The 19,882-nt window shown below is 69.4% G+C and carries 15 protein-coding genes; 10 read left to right on the forward strand and 5 right to left on the reverse strand.

The genetic code is table 11. The features are described from left to right. Positions 1–45: 45 nt before the first annotated feature. Positions 46–1,143, forward strand: a complete 1,098-nt coding sequence (locus tag E6A21_RS01260) for a glycosyltransferase (RefSeq protein WP_246036118.1) — start codon at positions 46–48, stop codon at positions 1,141–1,143. Here E6A21_RS01260 and E6A21_RS01265 read toward each other — a convergent pair. Continuing rightward, positions 1,140–2,030, reverse strand: coding sequence for a nucleotidyltransferase family protein (locus E6A21_RS01265; protein WP_138442319.1), 891 nt, complete (start codon positions 2,028–2,030; stop codon positions 1,140–1,142). The two genes, E6A21_RS01260 and E6A21_RS01265, sit on opposite strands and share 4 nt — an antisense overlap. A gap of 39 nt (positions 2,031–2,069) precedes the next feature. Then, a complete protein-coding gene (locus E6A21_RS01270) occupies positions 2,070–2,414 on the reverse strand; it encodes a hypothetical protein (protein WP_138442320.1) in 345 nt (114 codons plus the stop codon). A 214-nt stretch (positions 2,415–2,628) separates the two neighbouring features. On the opposite strand from E6A21_RS01270, the gene glgX (E6A21_RS01275) reads away from it, so the two are divergent. The 4 genes from glgX (E6A21_RS01275) (at position 2,629) to treZ (ending at position 11,431) form a co-directional block, all read left to right on the forward strand. After that, positions 2,629–4,731, forward strand: a complete 2,103-nt coding sequence (gene glgX, locus E6A21_RS01275) for a glycogen debranching protein GlgX (RefSeq protein ID WP_138442321.1) — start codon at positions 2,629–2,631, stop codon at positions 4,729–4,731. Positions 4,732–4,819: 88 nt separating this feature from the next. Further along, the gene (gene glgX / locus E6A21_RS01280; protein ID WP_138442322.1) at positions 4,820–7,231 is read left to right on the forward strand and encodes a glycogen debranching protein GlgX; all 2,412 of its coding nucleotides are present in this window, start codon (positions 4,820–4,822) and stop codon (positions 7,229–7,231) included. Between the two features lies 1 nt (position 7,232). Then, on the forward strand, positions 7,233–9,629 hold the full coding sequence (treY, locus tag E6A21_RS01285; protein WP_138442323.1) for a malto-oligosyltrehalose synthase: 2,397 nt from the start codon (positions 7,233–7,235) through the stop codon (positions 9,627–9,629). Further along, positions 9,629–11,431 carry a malto-oligosyltrehalose trehalohydrolase gene (gene treZ, locus E6A21_RS01290; protein ID WP_138442324.1) on the forward strand — a complete coding sequence of 601 codons (1,803 nt, stop codon included), beginning with the start codon at positions 9,629–9,631 and terminating at the stop codon, positions 11,429–11,431. Before treY ends, treZ begins: the two co-directional genes overlap by 1 nt. Positions 11,432–11,516: 85 nt before the next feature. Here the strand turns inward: treZ and E6A21_RS01295 are convergent, their stop codons facing one another. Beyond that, the gene (locus E6A21_RS01295; RefSeq protein WP_138442325.1) at positions 11,517–11,783 is read right to left on the reverse strand and encodes a GlsB/YeaQ/YmgE family stress response membrane protein; all 267 of its coding nucleotides are present in this window, start codon (positions 11,781–11,783) and stop codon (positions 11,517–11,519) included. 133 nt (positions 11,784–11,916) lie between these two features. On the opposite strand from E6A21_RS01295, the gene mgrA reads away from it, so the two are divergent. Then, complete coding sequence (gene mgrA, locus E6A21_RS01300) at positions 11,917–12,933, forward strand: L-glyceraldehyde 3-phosphate reductase (RefSeq protein WP_138442326.1); 1,017 nt, start codon at positions 11,917–11,919, stop codon at positions 12,931–12,933. Between the two features lie 103 nt (positions 12,934–13,036). Beyond that, complete coding sequence (locus E6A21_RS01305) at positions 13,037–14,122, forward strand: inositol-3-phosphate synthase (protein ID WP_138442327.1); 1,086 nt, start codon at positions 13,037–13,039, stop codon at positions 14,120–14,122. Between the two features lie 138 nt (positions 14,123–14,260). Here the strand turns inward: E6A21_RS01305 and E6A21_RS01310 are convergent, their stop codons facing one another. Beyond that, the gene (locus tag E6A21_RS01310) at positions 14,261–15,946 is read right to left on the reverse strand and encodes a formate--tetrahydrofolate ligase (RefSeq protein ID WP_138442328.1); all 1,686 of its coding nucleotides are present in this window, start codon (positions 15,944–15,946) and stop codon (positions 14,261–14,263) included. A gap of 32 nt (positions 15,947–15,978) precedes the next feature. Beyond that, positions 15,979–17,202: a D-inositol-3-phosphate glycosyltransferase gene (mshA, locus tag E6A21_RS01315; RefSeq protein ID WP_138442658.1), complete on the reverse strand. Its 1,224-nt coding sequence runs from the start codon at positions 17,200–17,202 to the stop codon at positions 15,979–15,981. Positions 17,203–17,325: 123 nt separating this feature from the next. Between mshA and alr the strand changes: the two genes are divergently transcribed. The 3 genes from alr to tsaB are packed head-to-tail and all read left to right on the forward strand — an operon-like array spanning position 17,326 to position 19,876. After that, positions 17,326–18,549, forward strand: a complete 1,224-nt coding sequence (gene alr, locus E6A21_RS18065) for an alanine racemase (protein ID WP_246036119.1) — start codon at positions 17,326–17,328, stop codon at positions 18,547–18,549. Further along, positions 18,546–19,193, forward strand: coding sequence for a tRNA (adenosine(37)-N6)-threonylcarbamoyltransferase complex ATPase subunit type 1 TsaE (gene tsaE / locus E6A21_RS18070; RefSeq protein ID WP_425471492.1), 648 nt, complete (start codon positions 18,546–18,548; stop codon positions 19,191–19,193). Before alr ends, tsaE begins: the two co-directional genes overlap by 4 nt. Further along, complete coding sequence (gene tsaB / locus E6A21_RS01330; protein WP_138442329.1) at positions 19,190–19,876, forward strand: tRNA (adenosine(37)-N6)-threonylcarbamoyltransferase complex dimerization subunit type 1 TsaB; 687 nt, start codon at positions 19,190–19,192, stop codon at positions 19,874–19,876. Before tsaE ends, tsaB begins: the two co-directional genes overlap by 4 nt. Positions 19,877–19,882: the final 6 nt, after the last annotated feature.

Below are 19,882 nucleotides of genomic sequence, written 5' to 3' on the forward strand. Positions count from 1 at the left end.
TTTGGCCGATGGGGGAGATACGTTTTGGGGGACACCAGACCTGTCGTGGCAATCGCCCACGACTACCTCACGCAGCGCGGCGGGGCCGAGCGCGTCGTGCTCGCGATTCACAGGGCGTTTCCTGAGGCGACGATCTATACGACGCTCTACGATCCGGACGGTACGTATCCGGAGTTCCGCACGGCCCGGATTGTGACGTCCCGGCTCAATCGCTTCGGAGCGCTGCGGAGGCATCATCGGGCGGCCCTCCCCTTGCTCGCGCCCGCGGCCAGCGCGCTCACCGTGCCAGCCGACGTCGTCATCGCCTCGACGAGCGGCTGGGCGCACGGCTTCCGCACGGAGGGGCGCGTTCTTGCCTACTGCCATTCGCCAGCCCGTTGGCTGTATCTCGCCGAGCAGTACCTCGGCAGCGCGGCGAGTCGGGGCGCGCGCGGGGTTGCCCTCGCGGCCCTCAGGCCGCATCTCGTGCGCTGGGATCGGCGGGCGGCATGGGGTGCGGACCGCTACCTCGCGAACTCGAGCGTGGTCCGTGAGCGGATCGCCCGGGTCTACGGCGTCGAAGCGGACATCCTTCACCCCCCACACAGCGTCGATGTGACAGCTACGCGGGATCCCGTGCCCGAACTCGAGGATTTCGTGGGCGACGGGGGCCACTTCCTGCTCGTGTCGCGCCTCCTCCCGTACAAGAACGTCGACCGGGCCGTCGAGGCCTTCCGCGGACTGGACGAGCGTCTGCTGGTGGTAGGCAGCGGGCCGCTCGCTCGGGCTCTCGAAGCCGCACGGCCCCCGAATGTCCGGTTTGCGGGGCTCGTCACAGACGCCCAGGTCCGGTGGGCGTACGCCTCCGCGACGGCCCTCGTCGCTCCGTCCCACGAGGACTTCGGAATCACGCCCCTCGAGGCGGGAGCTTGGGGGAAGCCCACGATCGCGCTTCGCGCCGGCGGCTATCTCGACACGATCTCCGAGGGCGTCACCGGACACTTCATCGAGCGGCCGACGGCGGAGGCCATCCGGGCCGGCGTCGTCGCCGTCCGCGAGCGGGACTGGGACGCCTCGGCCATCCGGGAGCACGTCGGCCGGTTCTCCGAGGAACGGTTCGGCACACGGCTCGCTGCCGAAGTCGCCGCTCTCGCTGGAACCTAGCCGCTCCGGCGACGACCCAGCACGGACCGCACGACGTCGGCCGCCTTCGATCGGAGCTCTTGGGCGTAGTCGTATGTCCGCGGCTCGCGGAGGAGCTTCATCCGCAGGTGGTCCCGGTTGACGGACAGGAGCGAGCGGAGGAGTTCCCAGCGCTCTGCCGAGCCGCGCGAGGCGCGCCAGCGGGCCCGGAAGAGCTCGACACGGGACCCGCCGCGCGAGATCACTTCCCAGACGCCGCGCTCGGGGTGCCCCCGCCACTCGTCGAGCTGACCCGTGGCGGCGGCCCAGCTGACACCTGCGCCGAGCGTGCGGGCCACGCCCTCAAGCTCCTCCCACTTCTCGGAACCGACCGCCTCGCGCACCGACTGGACGTCGGCGCTGCCTCGGAGCGGGTCACGGGCGGCGTGGAGGACGATCAGGAGGGCCTGGTCGTCGAGGGCCGGAACCCGGCAGGGCCAGGCGGCGATGACCCACTCCCGGCGCCGGTCCCAGAGGCGTTCGAAGAAGACCTCGGGGGCGATGCCGATGCCGGGAAAGCTGCGGTGGACGTCGACGTGGCCCCAGTGCTCGCTCCAGAGCGTCATGGCGTGGTGGAAGACCGAGCCGCTGCGGAACGTCGTCGTGACCTCCCACCCGTGGGCCACGAGCGTTTCGGCGAGCCGGGCTGCGTGCGCGGGCCGCACGAGGACGTCGACGTCGGTGCTCGCCCGCCCGGCGGGGTAGAGGCCGGGTTCGGCGGCGTAGCCCTTGATGTGCAGGAGGTCGATCCCGGCTTCGGCCGTGAGCCATTCGACGAGTGCGTGGCCGAGCTGGATCCGGTCGCCCAGCGGCAGATCGGCCAACGGCGCATCCGGATGCGGATGCGTTCGTGTCTCAAGTCCCCCCACGGTTCCATCATTCTGGCAGGCAGGGACGAAGGCAAACGGCTAGGGGCGTCCGTTCACCGCGGAGATCGAGAGCGAGACCCAGCGCGTGAAGTCCATCACGGTCTGGGTGGTGGTCGGCGCGTCGGTGGAAACCCCGCGGAAGAACCGCCAGAGGTTGCGGTGGACCCCTGACCCCACCGCGTGGCCGCGGCCGAACGTCCCGTCCAGACCGCGCGCGTCCCGATCCCAGTCGATCATCGTGTATTCGACCGCGTTCGTCCCCTCCACGGGACGGCTCAGGATGACGATCCGCTGATCGGGGGAGATGGCGCGGACGTTGAAGGGTTTCGGACCGGTGTCACGGAACGTGACCTTGTCCCCAAGCGCGAGGCTCCGGAAGCCCATGGTGACCCCTAACAACTGCATCCCCGCTTGCATCCGCGCTGAGTTATGAGCACCAGTGTAAGCGGTTGCGCAAAGGGAATGTCATGGCTGTTACTGAAGCTTCACGGATGTGACGGGCCCGTGCGGCGGCGCCGCGGCGGAGGCGAAAGGCCTGCGGCACGGACCGGCTTCCGCTCGCCCCGCAAGCGTCGGTGCCGTGGGATAGTGTCGCTCCATGGAACAGGAGCCCTACGGGGCGCATCTGGCCGAGGGGGGAACGCGCTTTGTGCTGGCGACGGCGCCAGAGGCGGAGCGCGTCGAGGTCTGCCTGGTCGGCGACGACGGCGTGCAGACCTGCGCGGACTTGGCGCGGCTAGGCGAGGCCGACGGCGCGGTCCGCTGGGAGGGCGACGTCCCGGGAGTCGGCGAAGGCCAGCTCTATGGCTACCGCGTGCACGGCCCCTGGGAGCCCGAGCGGGGCCTGCGGTTCAACCCTGCAAAGCTGCTCCTGGACCCCTACGCGCTCTCCGCCGCGGGGACCCTCGGGGGCGAGCAGGAGCTCCACGGCCACGACCTCGGCGATGCGGAGAAGAAGGACACCTCGCACTCGCTCGGACGGGCCATGCTCTCCGTTGTCTGCGACCACCGCAACTACGACTGGGAGGGCGACCGCCCGCCACGGCGCCCGTACCACGAGACCGTGGTCTACGAAGCCCACGTGAAGGGCCTCACCGAGCTGCATCCCGAGGTTCCCGAGGACCTCAGGGGTACCTTTCGGGGCGCGGCCCATCCGGCCGTCGTCGACCATCTGGTCTCCCTCGGCGTCACGGCCCTCGAGCTCATGCCGGTCCACCAGTTCATCGAGGACCCGGTCCTTGCCGGGAAGGGGCTCTCGAACTACTGGGGGTACAACAGCATCTGCTTCTTCGCGCCGCACAACGGCTACTCGTCAGACGGGCAGCAGTGCCAGCAGATCGCCGAGTTCAAAGACCTGGTCAAGGCCTACCATCGCGCCGGGATCGAGGTGATCCTCGACGTCGTCTACAACCACACGGGTGAGGGAAACGACCTCGGTCCCACGCTCTCGTTCCGTGGCATCGACAATGCCGCCTACTACCACCTCGTTCCGGGCGACGAGTCCCACTACATGGACTACACCGGCACGGGCAATACGCTCAACGTGGGGCACCCTCTGACGCTCCGTCTCGTCGTGGAATCGCTGCGGTACTGGGTCAGCGAGATGCACGTGGACGGATTCCGGTTCGACCTCGCGGCGTCGCTCGCGAGGGAGGCCGGCGATGTGGACATGGTCTCACCGTTCTTCGAACTCGTCGCCGCGGACCCAGTCCTCTCGCGGGTCAAGCTCATCGCAGAACCGTGGGACGTGGGGCCCGGCGGCTATCAGGTGGGCAACTTCCCGCCCCAGTGGGTCGAGTGGAACGGGAAGTTCCGTGACTGCGTGCGCGACTTCTGGCGAGGCGAGCCGGGGACTCTGCGGGAGCTCGCGACGCGGCTCTCAGGCTCGGCGGACCTCTACGAGGAGGAGGGGCGTCGGCCCTCCGCCTCCGTGAACTTCGTGACCGTCCACGACGGCTTCACGCTCCGTGACCTCGTCTCGTACAACCAGAAGCACAACGAGGCCAACGGCGAGGACAACCGCGACGGGACCGACGACAACCGATCGTGGAACTGCGGCGTCGAAGGCCCCACGGAGGACCCGCGCATCCTCGAGCTCCGCGCGCGCCAGCAGCGGAACCTGCTCCTCACCCTCATGCTGGCCCAAGGCGTCCCCATGCTCTCCCACGGAGACGAGCTCGGGCGGACGCAGGGCGGGAACAACAATGCCTACTGCCAGGACAACGAGACGACGTGGATCGATTGGGAGCACGCCGACGGCGAGCTCGTCGACTTCGTGCGACGCCTTGTGCGCCTGCGTCGAGAGCACCCCGTCTTCCGGCGCCGCAGCTTCTTCGACGGGACTCCTGTCGCGCCCGCGGAGGGCTATCCACTGCCCGACATCGTGTGGCTGGACGCCGATGGGACCACCATGGGCAGCGACGACTGGGACGAGGACTGGGCCAAGTCCCTTGCGTTCTTCCTCAACGGCAATGCGGTGCCCGGAGTGAACGGCGCGCCGCGCGACTCGGACATGCTCGTGATCCTCAACGCCTCCGACAACGAAGTCGACTACCTCATCCCTGCCGGCCACTTTCCCGACAAATGGACGACCATGCTCACGACGTGTAGTTCCGGGCTGGTGGGGGAAAGGACTGGTGCGGGGGAGCGCTTCGCAGTGCCCGCTCGCAGTTCAGTCGTGCTCGAGGCCGTCACGGAGTGAACGGCGGAAGATAACGGCGTCGTCACCACCCATCGCTATGATGCGAGGCACCGAGACCGGTGTGATCCATCACAGACAGAGGAGCTACATGGAGATCTGGCCCGGCACCCCCTACCCCTTGGGCGCGACGTTCGACGGAACGGGGACCAACTTTGCCCTGTTCAGCGAGGCCGCCAGCAAGGTGGAGCTGTGCCTCTTCGATGCCGACCGGAACGAGACGCGGGTCGAGCTCACCGAGGTGGACGGGTTCGTGTGGCACTGCTACCTCCCCGACATTCAGCCCGGACAGCTGTATGGCTACCGCGTGCACGGCGAGTACGACCCCAGCAAGGGGCTGCGCTGCAATCCGAACAAGCTCCTCCTCGACCCCTACGCGAAGGCCGTGCATGGGCAGCCCGAGTGGTCCCAGCCCCTCTTCTCGTACAACTTCGACGATCCGTCGAGCCGCAACGACGAGGACTCCGCGCCCTACATGATGCTCGGCGTGGTGACCAACCCGTTCTTCGACTGGGGTGCGGACGCCCAGCTGCGCATCCCGTACCACGACACGATCATCTACGAGGCCCACGTCAAGGGGCTCACCAAGCTGCATCCCGAGGTTCCCGAGACCCAGCGCGGAACGTACGCGGGCGTCGCGCACCCCGCCGTCATCGCCCACCTGAAGAAGCTCGGTGTGACGGCGCTCGAGCTCATGCCCGTCCACCAGTTCGTGGACGACAGCACGCTCCAGGAGAAGGGCCTGCACAACTACTGGGGATACAACAGCATCGGCTTCTTCGCGCCGCATGCGGGATACAGCTCGGCGGGCGACCTCGGCTCCCAGGTGCAGGAGTTCAAGGCGATGGTCCGCGCCCTGCACGAGGCGGACATCGAGGTGATCCTCGACGTCGTGTACAACCACACGGCAGAGGGCAACCACATGGGCCCCACCCTGTCCCTCAAGGGCATCGACAATGCGCGCTACTACCGCCTCGTCGAAGACGACCCGCAGTACTACATGGACTACACCGGCACAGGCAATTCGCTCAACGCCCGGCAGCCCCACTCCCTCCAGCTGCTCATGGACTCGCTCCGCTACTGGGTCACCGAGATGCATGTGGACGGCTTCCGCTTCGACCTCGCCTCGACGCTCGCCCGCGAGTTCTACGACGTGGACCGCCTCTCGAGCTTCTTCGAACTCATCCAGCAGGACCCCGTCGTCTCCCAGGTGAAGCTCATCGCCGAGCCGTGGGATGTGGGACCCGGCGGCTACCAGGTGGGCAACTTCCCGCCGCAATGGACCGAATGGAACGGCAAGTATCGGGACACGGTGCGCGACTTCTGGCGCGGCGAGCCGGCCACGCTCGGCGAGTTTGCTTCGCGGCTCACCGGATCGGCCGACCTGTACGAGCGTGACGGGCGCCGGCCTGTCGCATCCATCAACTTCGTCACAGCTCACGACGGCTTCACCCTCCGTGACCTCGTCTCCTACAACGAGAAGCACAATGAGGCCAACGGGGAGGACAACAACGACGGCGAGTCCCACAACCGTTCGTGGAACTGCGGCGCGGAAGGCCCCACGAAGGACGAGAAGGTCCTCGAACTGCGCGCCCGCCAGCAGCGGAACTTCCTCGCGACGATGTTCCTGTCTCAGGGCGTTCCCATGATCTGCCACGGAGACGAGCTCGGGCGCACGCAGCACGGCAACAACAACGCCTACTGCCAGGACTCGGAACTCACCTGGATCAACTGGGAGGCCATGGACGGTCCACTCGTCGAGTTCACGGCTGCCGTGGCGCACCTACGGGCAGAGCACCCCACGTTCCGTCGCAGCAAGTTCTTCATCGGCAAGCCCGTGCGGCAGGAAGAGGGCGACCGGCTGCCGGACATCGTGTGGCTCCGGCCGGACGGCGAGACCATGGTGCCCGAGGACTGGGACACCGCCTTCGGACGATCGGTCGCCGTGTTCCTCAACGGGAACGGGATCAACGGGGTCGACCGACGCGGGCAGGCGATTACCGATGCCCATTTCCTCCTGTACTTCAACGCGCACGACGGCGAGGTGACCTTCCGGGTTCCCTCCCGGAAGTACGCGCCGGGGTGGGATGTGCTCATCGACACGTCAGGTGCGCTTCCGCACGGCAAGCAGGTGCTTGCGGGTGCCGAGATCGGGATCGCGGCCAAGAGCCTCGCCGTGCTGCGCGCCCACGAGCCCGCGGCCACCGAGGCCGACCACTCCGTCGCGGCGTCGCTCGCGGCGCTCGCGGAGAGCGAGGGACGGTCTCCGGAGGATGCGGAGCCGGAGGATGCGGAGCCGGAGGAGACGGAGCCGCAGGAGACAGGGACCGAGCCCGCTTCGGCTGAAGAGGTGCCTGCTGACGAGGCCCCGGCTGAGGATGGCGGGGCGGCATCGGCAGAGGAAGGTGCCCCGGCGAAGGAGACCGAGGCGGTGCCGGAAGCCTCCGAGCGCCCCTCCAAGCAGAGGCGATCCAACCCCGGCCCGCGGAGGGGCAAGGACTGATATGCGTTACCCGTCGTCAACCTACCGACTGCAGATCCGCCCAGGCTTCACGCTCGACGACGCGGCGCGCCTCGTGCCGTACCTGCGCCGCCTCGGCGTGGGCTGGGTCTACCTCTCACCGATCCTCGCGGCCGTCCGAGGGTCCGAGCACGGCTACGACGTCGCCGATCCGACCCGAGTGGACCCCGAAAGGGGAGGGGAGGAGGGGCTCGCTCGGCTCGCCGCCGCGGCACACGAGGCGGACATGGGCGTTCTGGTCGACATCGTTCCGAACCATCTCGGCATCGATGTGCCGGAGCAGAACCCGTGGTGGTGGTCCCTCCTGCGGGAGGGACGGAACTCAAGGTTCGCCGAGGCCTTCGACGTCGACTGGGCGGCGGGGGACGGAAAGGTCCTCCTCCCGCTCCTGGGCTCGGAGGCAGACCTCGACACCCTCCGGCTCGAGGGCGACCGCCTGTACCTCGGCGAGATGGCGCTCCCCGTCGCGGAAGGCAGCGTGCGCGAGGGCGACACACCGAGGGACGTCGCGGAACGCCAGAACTATGAGCTCATCCCGTGGCGCGAGGGCGAGACCCGGCTCAACTACCGGCGGTTCTTCACGGTCACGAGCCTTGCTGGCGTCCGGGTCGAGGTGCCGTGGGTGTTCCACGCGGCCCATGCGGAGGTGCGCCGTTGGTTCGAGGAGGGTCTGGCGGATGGGCTCCGGATCGACCATCCTGACGGGCTCGCCGATCCCGTCGAGTACCTCGGGCGCCTGCGCGAGCTGACTGGGAACTCGTACACGGTCATCGAGAAGATCCTCGAGGCGGACGAGCGGCTCCCGTCCGTGTTCCCCTGCGAAGGCACCACGGGATACGACGCACTCGGCGTCGTCGACCGGCTCTTCGTGGACCCCGCTGGTGAGGGCCGTCTCAACGAGCTCGACGCAGCCCTCCGCCGTCGGAATGACGCGGAAGGGGCGGGCGCCGACGCAGGAGGTGCGGGCTACGACGTCGACACACAGGCGCGGATCGCCAAGAGGATGATCACCGCTGGGCCGCTCCGGGCGGAGATCCTGCGGCTCGCACGCCTCGTGCCTGCCGCAGCAGATGCGCACGGACTGGTGGAGGCGGGAGCGCTGCCTGCTCCCCTTGCGTCTCCGGACGAGGTGGCTGACTCGATCGCGGAGATCGCCGTCGCGTACCCGGTGTACCGCACGTATCTGCCGCACATTCCGGGCGAGGCGGACCTTGTGCGGGGGGCCTGCAAGGAAGCTGCGGATGAGCGTCCGGACCTTGCCGAGACCATCACGGTCCTCGAATCGCTCCTCACCGACCCAGCCACCGAACTCTGCATCCGGTTCCAGCAGACCACCGGAATGATCATGGCGAAGGGTGTCGAGGACACCGCGTTCTACCGCCTCTCACGGCTCGGAACCCTCACCGAGGTCGGAACGGATCCGGGACGCTTTGCGGTGAGCCTCGACGAGTTCCACGCGCGGATGGGCGAGCGGGAGGCATCGATCCCGCTCTCCATGACCACCCTCACCACGCACGACACGAAGCGCAGCGAGGACGCGCGTGCGCGCATCTCCGTCCTGGCCGAGGTGGCCGAGGAGTGGTCGCAGCTTCTCCCGCGCCTCCTCGAGCGCGCCGAGCTTCCCGACGGTTCGCTCGCCAATCTCGTCTGGCAGGCCATCGTCGGAGCGTGGCCCGCAGACGTCGAACGGCTCACGGGCTACGCGCTCAAAGCCGCTCGCGAGGGCGCGCTCCACACGACCTGGACGGACCCGAATTCAGAGTTCGAGGGACAGCTGGAGGCACTCGTCCGATCAGCAGTCTCGGATGATGAGACGCGGAATCTCGTCGAGGATTTCGTCGCAGGAATCGAACCGTACGCCGCGTCCAATGGACTGTCCGCCAAGCTGGTGCAGCTCGCGGGCCCCGGAGTACCCGACGTCTACCAGGGCACCGAGTTCTGGGACCGTTCCCTGACGGACCCCGACAATCGTCGGCCCGTGGACTTCGAAGCCCGGGACGCCGCCCTGGCGGGACTCGATGCCGCTGCGGCTGTACCGGCTCCGACCGCGCAGGAGGCGAAGCTGCTCGTCGTCTCCCGGACGCTCCGGCTTCGGCGGGACCGCCCCGAGCTCTTCGAGGGGTACGTCCCGCTCGAGGCGACCGGGCCAGCGGCGGAGCATGCGGTGGGATTCAGGCGGGGAGCGCGCGGGGCCGTCGTGCTCGCAACCCGCCTTCCGCGGGGGCTCGAGCAGCGCGGCGGCTGGGGGGACACGTCCGTCGTGCTTCCGTGGCCCGCCCGCAATGCATTCACGGGTGCTGTCCACGAGGCCGGCCGGCTGCCGCTCGCCGAGGTCCTGGCCGAGCTGCCCGTTGCCCTGCTTGTACCGGAGGAGGACTGATGACGGAACTGGGACAGGCTGGAGGCCGCATGGCCCATGAGCCGGGCGACGTGTGGGCGCCAGCAGCGAAAGAGGTTGAGCTCGTCCTCGGCGGCGATCGGCTTGAACTCGTCGAGCAGGACGACGGATGGCGGATCGTGCCGGAAGCCGAGAGGGCGCGTGTGCGTGCGGCGTTGGCGCGCGGCGAGCGGTACGGATTCGTCGTCGATGGCGAGGGGCCATTCCCGGACCCTCGCTCCCTCCGCCAGCCGGAGGGCGTCCACGAGCTCTCGGCCGGCTTCGATCCGTCCGCGCACGAATGGTCCGACGACGGCTGGCGTGGGCTCGACTTAGCCGGGTCGGTCGTCTACGAGCTTCATATCGGCACGTTCACACCTGAGGGAACCCTGGACGCTGCTGCCGAGCGGCTTCCGTACCTCGCCGACCTCGGCATCGGCTTCGTCGAGCTGCTGCCCGTCAACGCATTCAACGGGCCGTACAACTGGGGCTACGACGGCGTCCTGTGGTCGACCGTCCACGAGGGCTACGGCGGCCCCGCCGCCTACCAGCGCTTCGTCGACGCCGCGCACGCGCAGGGGATCGGCGTCATCCAGGACGTCGTCTACAACCATCTGGGACCGAGCGGGAACTATCTCCCGAAGTTCGGCCCGTACCTGCTCGAGGGCGGGAGCACGGTGTGGGGCGACTCGGTCAACCTCGACGGGCCGAAGTCAGACGAAGTGCGTTCATTCATCCTCGACAACGCCCGACTATGGCTCGAGGACTACCGGGTGGACGGGCTGCGGCTCGACGCCGTGCACGCGTTCGTCGACAGGCGCGCGGTCCATCTGCTCGAGGATCTCGCCGTACTCGCGGGGGACGTCGAGCAGCGGACGGGCCGCGCCAAGGTGCTCCTCGCGGAATCCGACCTCAACGACCCTCGCATCATCGCGCCCCGGGACCACGGCGGCTTCGGCGTGCATGGCCAGTGGAGCGACGACTACCACCACGCCGTGCACGTCGCGCTCACGGGCGAGGACGAGGGGTACTACTCCGACTTCTCGGACCCTGAGGCGCTTGCGAAGGTCCTCCGCGGCGGCTTCTACCACGACGGCACGTACTCGAGCTTCCGGGAGCGTTCGCACGGAAGGCAGATCGACGCCGACCGTGTGGTGCCCACCCAGCTCGTCGTGTGCAGCCAGAACCACGACCAGGTGGGCAACCGCGCTGCCGGCGATCGCCCAAGCGAGACCCTGGGCTACGACCACCTCGCGGTCGCGGCAGTCCTCGTCCTCGCCTCTCCCTTCACCCCCATGCTGTTCATGGGGGAGGAGTACGGTGCCCGGACACCCTGGCAGTTCTTCACCTCCCATCCTGAGCCGGAACTCGCCCGCGCAACGGCCGAAGGCAGGCTCAAGGAGTTCGAGAAGATGGGCTGGGATCCGTCGCTCGTCCCGGATCCGCAGGACCCCGAGACGCTCCGCCGCTCGATCCTCGACTGGAGCGAGGCGGAGACGGACGACGGCGCGCGGCTCCTCGAGCTGTACCGGCGGCTCATCGCCGTGCGCCGGGAACTTCCCGGGCTGTGGTCCGGCCGCTTTGACGAGACCGAGGTCGTGACAGGCGGTGGCGGCGGGGCCCGATGGATCGCATGGACCCGCCCCGGTGCTTCGGTGGCGGTCAGCCTCGGCCCCGGCTCCGCCGAGTTCAAGCTGCCCGCCAGTGCTGGCCGCCGCGTTGTCGTCTCGACGGACGAGGCGATCCGCGTGGACGGTGACATCGTTGCCTTCCCCGGTCCGGGCGCCGTCGTGCTCGGGGACTAGACAACCTGGGGGGGCGAGACCGACGCCCCGAACGCGAGAGGCCCCGTCCGGCAGCGCCGGACGGGGCCTCTCGTATGTCAGGGCACTACGCCCTGCGACGGTTCATGATGGCGCCCCAGATGAGGAGGACGATGATCGATCCGACGATGGCGGTAATCCACGTGCGGATCTCGAAGAAGGTGCCGATCGTGTTGAAGCCGAAGATCAGGCCACCGATGAGGCCTCCGAGCCAGGCGCCGACGACGCCGAGGATGAGAGTTGCGATCCAGCCGCCTCCCTGCCGACCGGGGAGGATGGCCTTTGCAATTGCCCCGGCGATCAGGCCGAGGATCAGAAATCCGATGAACCCCACGTTATTCTCCTTTGCTGGTGCGCGTTCGGTAGAACTACGTATTCCCCGCTGACTCAGTTGTTCTAACACCGTGAGTATACGGCCGTCACCGTTGCCATCGAGACGATGCCGAATCTTTATAGACTGGTGCACTGTGACCTACATCGCAGATTCGACCCGTTATCAGTCCATGCAGTACAACCGAGTTGGCCGAAGCGGTCTTCGGCTGCCGGCCATCTCCCTCGGGCTTTGGCACAACTTCGGCGACGACAAGAACTTCGAGGAGCAGCGCGCCATCCTCCGGCGCGCCTTTGACCTCGGCGTCACACATTTCGACCTCGCGAACAACTATGGCCCGCCTCCGGGCAGCGCAGAGTCAAACTTCGCCCGCCACCTGCGGGAAGACTTCCGGCCATACCGCGACGAGCTGATCATCTCCACCAAGGCCGGCTATTTCATGTGGGACGGGCCCTACGGCGAATGGGGATCCCGGAAATACCTGATCTCAAGCCTTGACCAATCGCTCAAGCGTATGGGCCTCGAGTACGTCGACATCTTCTACAGCCACCGCCCGGACCCGGACACTCCGCTCGAGGAGACGATGGGGGCGCTCGACTACGCCGTCCGCTCGGGCCGGGCGCTGTACGCGGGCATCTCGTCCTACTCGCCGCAGCAGACCCTCGAGGCCGCCCGGATCCTGCGCGACCTCGGCACGCCCCTGCTCATCCACCAGCCCAGGTACTCGATGGCGGACCGCTGGACCGAGCAGGGCAGCCCGAACCTCTACCAGGCCCTGGACGAGGTGGGCGCCGGATCGATCGTCTACTCGCCCCTCGCGCAGGGGCTCCTGACGAACCGCTACCTCCACGGCATCCCTGAGGACTCGCGCGCGGCGAAGGAGCAGTTCCTCAAGTCCTCGTCGATCACCGAGGACAAGGTCGAGATGGTCCGCGCTCTCGACGCGGTGGCCCGCGAACGCGGCCAGACGCTCGCCCAGATGGCGATCGCGTGGGTGCTGCGGCCCCAGCCCTCCGGCGCTTCCCCCGTGACCTCGGCCCTCATCGGGGCCTCCTCGGTGGGCCAGCTCGAGGACTCGCTCGGAGCGCTGAACGCGCCGGAGTTCCTCGACGAGGAGCTCGCGGAGATCGACCGGATCCTCGAGGGGCACTGACCGGGCGGCACTGACACGCCGCAATGAGGCGTTGGGTAGGATGAATTTGCTCTCCGGCGTCGGATGCATCCTCGCCGGTGCCAGTTGATCTGCAAGGAGAACCGTGTCTGAGAACCCGATCCGTGTTGCCATTGTCGGCGTGGGCAACTGCGCCGCCTCCCTCGTCCAGGGAGTGCACTACTACCGCGATGCGGACCCCGGGGAGACCGTCCCAGGCCTCATGCACGTCCAGTTCGGGCCGTACCACGTGAGCGATCTCGAGTTCGTTGCCGCGTTCGACGTCGATGGCAAGAAGGTTGGCATCGATCTTGCCGAGGCGATCGGCGCGAGCGAGAACAACACGATCAAGATCGCCGACGTTCCGCCGACCGGCGTCACCGTGCAGCGAGGCCACACTCTCGACGGGCTCGGCAAGTACTACCGAGAGACGATCGAGGAGTCGGACGCCGAGCCCGTGGACGTCGTGGCTGCGCTGCGCGAGGCAAAGGTCGACGTGCTGGTGTGCTACCTCCCCGTGGGCTCCGACCAGGCGGCGAAGTTCTACGCGCAGTGCGCGATCGACGCCCACGTCGCGTTCGTCAACGCCCTTCCGGTCTTCATTGCCGGCGTTCCCGAGTGGGCGCAGAAGTTCACCGAGGCCGGGGTGCCGGTCGTGGGCGACGACATCAAGAGCCAGATCGGCGCCACGATCACGCACCGCGTGCTCGCGAAGCTGTTCGAGGACCGCGGCGTCACCGTGGACCGCACGTACCAGCTCAACGTCGGCGGGAACATGGACTTCAAGAACATGCTCGAGCGTGAGCGGCTCCAGTCCAAGAAGATCTCGAAGACGCAGGCCGTGACGTCGAACGTCGAGGCCGAGCTGGCGCCGCGCGACGTCCACATCGGGCCGAGCGACTACGTCGAGTGGCTCGACGACCGCAAGTGGGCCTTCGTGCGCCTCGAGGGCCGCAACTTCGGCGATGCTCCCGTGTCGCTCGAGTACAAGCTCGAGGTGTGGGACTCGCCGAACTCGGCAGGTGTCATCATCGACGCCGTCCGCGCCGCGAAGATCGGCCTCGACCGCGGCATCGGGGGGCCGCTCGTCTCGCCGTCCGCGTACTTCATGAAGTCCCCGCCCGAGCAGCGCGCAGACGACATCGCGCGCGCCCAGGTCGAGGCGTTCATCCGCGGCGACGTCGAGCGCTAGACGAGACGGGCGCCTCAGCCGAGCGCGCCGTCGTCCCTCTCCTGACGAAAGGCCCCCGAGGCAGGCAAACTGCCCCGGGGGCCTTTCGTTGCGCTGCCCGAGCGACGCGCCTCGGCGCGTTCGGAACGAGGGTGCGGCTCAGAACAGGCCTTCGGGCCGTCCTTGCCCGTCGAGGCCCATGCGCAGGGCTCCGGGGCTCTTGGGAAGTCCGGGCATGGTCATGACGGTGCCGGTCACGGCAACGATGAACCCGGCGCCGGTCCGGGGCCGGAGCTCGCGGACGTGGACGGTGAACCCCTCGGGGGCGCCCAGGAGCGAGGGGTCGTCGGAGAGCGAATACTGGGTCTTCGCCATGCACACGGGCAGGGCGTCCCACCCGTTCTCCCGGATCTGGGCGAGCTGGCGCCGCGCGGCCTCGGAGAACTCGACGTCGGCACCGCCGTAGACCTCGCGGACGATCGTGCGGATCTTCTCCTCCACGGGCAGTTCGAGTGGGTAGAGCTGCCGGCAGGTCCCGGGCGCCGAGAGTGCCCCTAGGACCTCCTGCGCGAGGTCGTCGCCGCCGTCGTCCCCGCCGCCGCGGGCCCAGACGTCCGCGACCGCCGCCCGCACCCCGCCCTGGCGGCACCATGCGAGCACTGCGGCGAGCTCTTCGTCCGTGTCCGACACGAAGCGGTTCACCGCGACCACGGGCTCGAGCCCGAACTTCCGCACGGTCGCGATGTGCCGGGCAAGGTTGGGCATCCCCCGCTCGAGGGCGGCGACGTCCGGCTCGGAGAGCTGGTCCAGGGGGAGGCCTCCATGGTGCTTGAGGGCGCGCACCGTCGCGACGAGGACGACGGCGGAAGGCGCCACGTCCGCGCACCGCGCCTTGATGTCCACGAACTTCTCCGCGCCGAGGTCTGCCCCGAACCCGGCCTCCGTCACGACGATCTCGGCGAGTCGGCGCGCCGTCGTGGTGGCGATCACCGAATTGCACCCGTGCGCGATGTTCGCGAACGGGCCGCCGTGGACGAGCGCAGGCGTCCCGGCGATCGTCTGGACGAGATTCGGCTTGATCGCGTCCTTGAGGAGCATCGCCATGACGCCCTGCGCCCCGAGGTCCGCGACCGTGATGGGGCGCCTGTCGTACGTGTAGCCCAGTGTGATCCGCGCTAGCCGCTCGGTGAGGTCCCGAGGCGACGTGGCGAGGCAGAAGACCGCCATGACCTCGGAGGCCACCGTGATGTCGAAGCCGTCCTGCCGTGGCACGCCCTGTCCCGGGCCTCCGAGCCCGACGACGATCTCGCGCAGGCTCCGGTCGTTCATGTCCATGACGCGTCGGAACGTGATCCGGCGCGGGTCGATGCCCAGCTCATTGCCCTGGAAGATGTGGTTGTCGACAAGCGCGCACAGCGCGTTGTTGGCCGAGGTGATCGCATGGAAGTCGCCCGTGAAGTGGAGGTTGATGTCATCCATGGGCAGCACTTGGGACCGTCCGCCGCCCGTCGCTCCGCCCTTCATGCCGAGCACGGGGCCGAGGCTGGGTTCCCGGATGGCGATCATGGTGCGCCTGCCCGCCCTTGCGAGGGCGTCCGCGAGGCCTACAGTCAGCGTCGACTTGCCCTCGCCGGCGGGCGTGGGCGAGATGGCCGAGACGAGGACCACTTGGCCGAGCGTTCCAGGCGGCGGGAGCTGCGCGACGTCGATCTTCGCCTTGTAGCGGCCGTACGGTTCGACCGCCTCCTCTGGGATCCCGGCTGACTCGGCGATCTCTCCGATGGGGCGGAGGGTGGCGGCCCGCGCGATCTCGAGGTCGCTGGGCATCGCGGCCGTGGCGCTCATGAGCCTCACCCTACCGCTAGCCCGGCCCGTGGTCAGGTGGTTACAGGACGTGCCGTCGCGTGGGCCCGGACGGCCCGCCGGTACGCCGCGCGCGTCCCCTCGGCCGTCTGCTCCCAGCCGAAGCGCTGCGCATAGATCGACGCCGCCCGGCCCAGATCCGCGCGCGTGGACGGGTCGTCGTAGAGCTGCTCGAGGACATCGGCCCACACCGCGGGATCGTGGCCCCCCACCAGGAATCCCGTCCGCCCGTCGCACACCGCCTTCGGGAGACCGCCGACGCGAGCCGCAACGACTGGCGTCCCACAGGCCTGCGCCTCGAGCGCCACGAGCCCGAACGATTCCGAGAAGCTCGGCATCGCGACCACGTCGGCGGACCTGAACCACTCCGCGAGGACGGCGGCCGGGACCGGGGGCCGGCGGTGGACGACGCCGTCGAGCCCCTCCTCCCGGGCAAGCTCGTCGAGGTCCAGGCCGAGGGAACCGCTGGGGGCGCCGATGACGGTCACCGCGAGGGGGATGTCCGGACGACGACGCCGGAGCTCGCCCGCCGCCGCGACGAGGATCTGGGGTCCTTTGAGCCGCTGGAGCCGGCCCGCGAAAAGGATGTGGAACGTCGCCGCCGGCACCCCCGAGGCGACCCGTGAGCGTGAGCGGAAGGCCGGCCGGAAGATGCCCAGGTCCACGCCCGGGTTCACGATGTCGATGCGGTCCTCGTCGACGCCGTAGTGCCGCACGAGCTCGTCCCGCTCGGCCGCGGTGTTCGCGGTGAGCCACGTCGCGCCGTCGGCGATGAGCTGCTCCCCGCGCTCGCGCCACGTCGGCTCGGGCAGGTCGCCCGCGGCGAGGTGACGGTTCTTGACCCGCGCCATGGTGTGCATGGTGTGGACGAGCGGCACGTCCCATTCGGACGCGGCGTGGAGGCCTGCGAGGCCGGACACCCAATAGTGGCTGTGCACCACCCGCGGGCGGGGGAGGCCGTGCATCCGCCGGAGCACGCCCTCGGCGAACTCGTCCGCTATGGGCGGCATCTGCTCCTTCGCGAGCTGTCGGCGGGGGCCCGCCTCGACGTGGTGGACCCTGACGCCCCGGGCGAGGGCGACCGTGTCGGGCTGCAGGGGGTCGGTCGCGCGCGTGTAGATGTCGACGCCGAGGCCGTCCTCGGCGAGAGCGCGGGCGAGGTGGCTGATGTACACGTTCATGCCGCCGGCGTCGCCCGCTCCGGGCTGCTCGAGGGGTGACGTGTGGAGGCTGATCATCGCCACGCGGTCCTGGTGCTGCACGCTACAAGGCTACGGTTTCCTCGGCAGTGCCCCGCAGCTGTGACTCCGGGCGCGCGAATCCGAGCCGGCCGCTCCGAACGCCGCCGGTAGACTCGGGGGGTGACTTCCACGCCCGACCCTGCAGTACAACGCCTGCCCGAACGCGCCGCCGTCGTCGACCTCGAGGCTGTCCGGCACAACGTCCGCGTCGTGCGGACCGTCGCGGAGCCCGCGCGCGTCATGGCCGTCGTGAAGGCGGATGCCTACGGTCACGGCGCCGTGCCCGTCGCCCGCGCGGCACTCGAGGCGGGCGCGGCGTGGCTGGGGGTTGCGCACATCGGCGAGGCGCTCACCCTCCGCGCCGCGGGGATCGAGGCGCCGACCCTCGCGTGGCTGCACACGGCTGAGAGCAACTTCTCGGCGGCGGTCGGCGCCGGCGTCGACCTCGGATGCTCCGGCTGGGAGCTCGGCCGGATCGCGGACGCCGCGCGCGAGCAGCAGCGCCCTGCCCGCGTGCACCTCAAGATCGACACGGGGCTCGGACGCAACGGCGTGACGCCGGACCGCTGGGAGGCCGTCCTCGACGAGGCCACGGACTACCAGGACCAAGGACTGCTCCGCGTTGTCGGGGTCTTCAGCCATCTCGCGGTGGCCGACGAGCCGGACCGGCCTGAGACAGACGTCCAGCTCGGGGTCTTCCGCGATGCCGTCGCGCTCGCCGAGGACGCGGGATGCGACCTCGAGGTGCGCCACATCGCAAATTCGCCCGCGATCTTCTCCCGCCCGGACACGCACTTCGACCTCGTGCGCGCCGGGATTTCGATCTACGGGCTCTCGCCGTTCCCCGAGCAGTCCTCGTCCGACCTCGGCCTGCGTCCCGCGATGACGCTGCGCACGCTCGTGTCGCAGGCCAAGCGCGTCCCCGCGGGGCAGGGCGTGAGCTATGGGCTCACCTACCGGACGCCGGGAGAGAGCGCACTGGGGCTCATCCCGCTCGGGTACGCGGACGGGGTCCCTCGCACGTCCAACGGCGGCCCCGTGCGCATTTCGGGTACGACGTATCGGGTGGTCGGGCGTGTCGCCATGGACCAGATGGTGGTGGACCTCGGGCCCGACGCCGATGTCGAGGCGATCGCCGGCGGCGAGGCCGTGCTCTTCGGGCCGGGCGAAGACGGCGGCCCGACCGCCGACGACTGGGCCCGCGCCGCCGGGACCATCAACTACGAGATCGTGACCCGCATCAGCCCGCGGGTCCCCCGCATCCACGTCGATTCGGCCGCCCGCGAGACCGTGGCCGGCGCGACCCCGGGCGCCGTCGCGACCGCCGTGGGAGGGCAGGCGTGAGCGCTGGAAGCGCAGCTGGGCAGACCTCCGGGGCGGCGTGGGAACTGAGGGCGACGCCGACGACCGCGGAGGAGACCCAAGCGCTGGGCGCGGCCCTCGGGCGCGTCCTCGACGCGGGTGACCTCGTCGTCCTCACGGGCGCCCTCGGCGCGGGGAAGACGACGTTCACCCAAGGCCTGGGGGCTGGCCTCGGAGTGCGCGGCGGAATCATCTCGCCCACGTTCGTCCTCGTACGCATCCACCCGAATGTGCCGGACGGCCCACGCCCGGGCGGCCCCGACCTCGTGCACGTCGACGCCTACCGGCTCGAGGGGGAGGGCGAGGTCGAGGACCTGGATCTCGAGAACTGGGCCGACACCTCGGTGACCGTCGTGGAGTGGGGCCGCGGGCTCGTCGAGGGACTCGCCGAGTCCTGGCTCGACATCGAGCTCGAGCGGGGTCCCCTGCCTTTCCCCGGGGCCAGTGCGAGCGCGGCGGACCCCGAAGTCGACTTCGATCCCGAGGGCGCCGAAGCGGGCGTCGACGAGGAATACGACGACGACGAGCCGCGGCTCGTCGTCGTGCGCGGGTTCGGTCCCCGGTGGACCCAACCTCCGGCCCTGCCCGGCGCGGTCGCGGCCCACGGTGTGGAGGGTGCAGAGTGATCCTCCTCGTCATCGACACGTCCGCCATCGCCTCCGCCGCCATCATCCGATGGCACGAGGACGAGCCCTGGGGCGCCGTCCTCGCCCAGTTCGCGACCGAGGACACCAAGTCGCACGCCGAGGTCCTCGCCCCCGGCATCGACGCGCTGCTCCTCGAACAGGAGCTGAGCGGCTCGGACATCGACCGGATCGTGGTCGGTGTGGGCCCGGGGCCGTTCACCGGCCTGCGTTCCGGCATCGCCACGGCCCGCGCCCTCGCCTTCGCGTGGAGCACACCGCTCGCGGGGCTCATGAGCCTCGACGCCATCGCATGGGACGTCCTTGCGGGAGCCAGGCCCCCCGCATCGGAGTTCGTCGTCGCGACTGACGCGCGGCGGCGCGAGGTGTACTGGGCCAGGTACTCCGCTCGGGGAGTCCTCCTCGAGGGGCCGCACGTCGCCCATCCCGACGCGCTCCCCGCCCTGCCGGTCTACGGCGCGGGCGGCGGGATCTACCGGGAGAAGCTCGAGGCGGCCGACGCCGTCGTCGTGGGCGAGTTCGAGAGCGCGCAGCCCACAGCGGCTTCCCTGGGGCTCGCCGCCGTCGAACGCCTTGCCCGGGGCGAGGAACTGCTCGACACAGCCCCGCGCTACCTCCGGGAATCCGACGCGAAGGTGCCCGGGCCGCGGAAGAGGGCCCTGTGACCGCCC

Origin of the sequence: Sinomonas susongensis, assembly GCF_005877005.1 — a bacterium.
GTDB classification, from domain to species: domain Bacteria; phylum Actinomycetota; class Actinomycetes; order Actinomycetales; family Micrococcaceae; genus Sinomonas; species Sinomonas susongensis.

Bases quoted from the DNA above. Each gene is read 5' to 3' on its own strand.
- E6A21_RS01270 (WP_138442320.1), bottom strand. From the start codon at position 2,414: ATGGGCTTCCGGAGCCTCGCGCTTGGGGACAAGGTCACGTTCCGTGAC.
- glgX (WP_138442321.1), top strand. From the start codon at position 2,629: ATGGAACAGGAGCCCTACGGGGCGCATCTGGCCGAGGGGGGAACGCGC.
- glgX (WP_138442322.1), top strand. From the start codon at position 4,820: ATGGAGATCTGGCCCGGCACCCCCTACCCCTTGGGCGCGACGTTCGAC.
- treY (WP_138442323.1), top strand. From the start codon at position 7,233: ATGCGTTACCCGTCGTCAACCTACCGACTGCAGATCCGCCCAGGCTTC.
- treZ (WP_138442324.1), top strand. From the start codon at position 9,629: ATGACGGAACTGGGACAGGCTGGAGGCCGCATGGCCCATGAGCCGGGC.
- E6A21_RS01310 (WP_138442328.1), bottom strand. From the start codon at position 15,946: ATGAGCGCCACGGCCGCGATGCCCAGCGACCTCGAGATCGCGCGGGCC.
- mshA (WP_138442658.1), bottom strand. From the start codon at position 17,202: ATGATCAGCCTCCACACGTCACCCCTCGAGCAGCCCGGAGCGGGCGAC.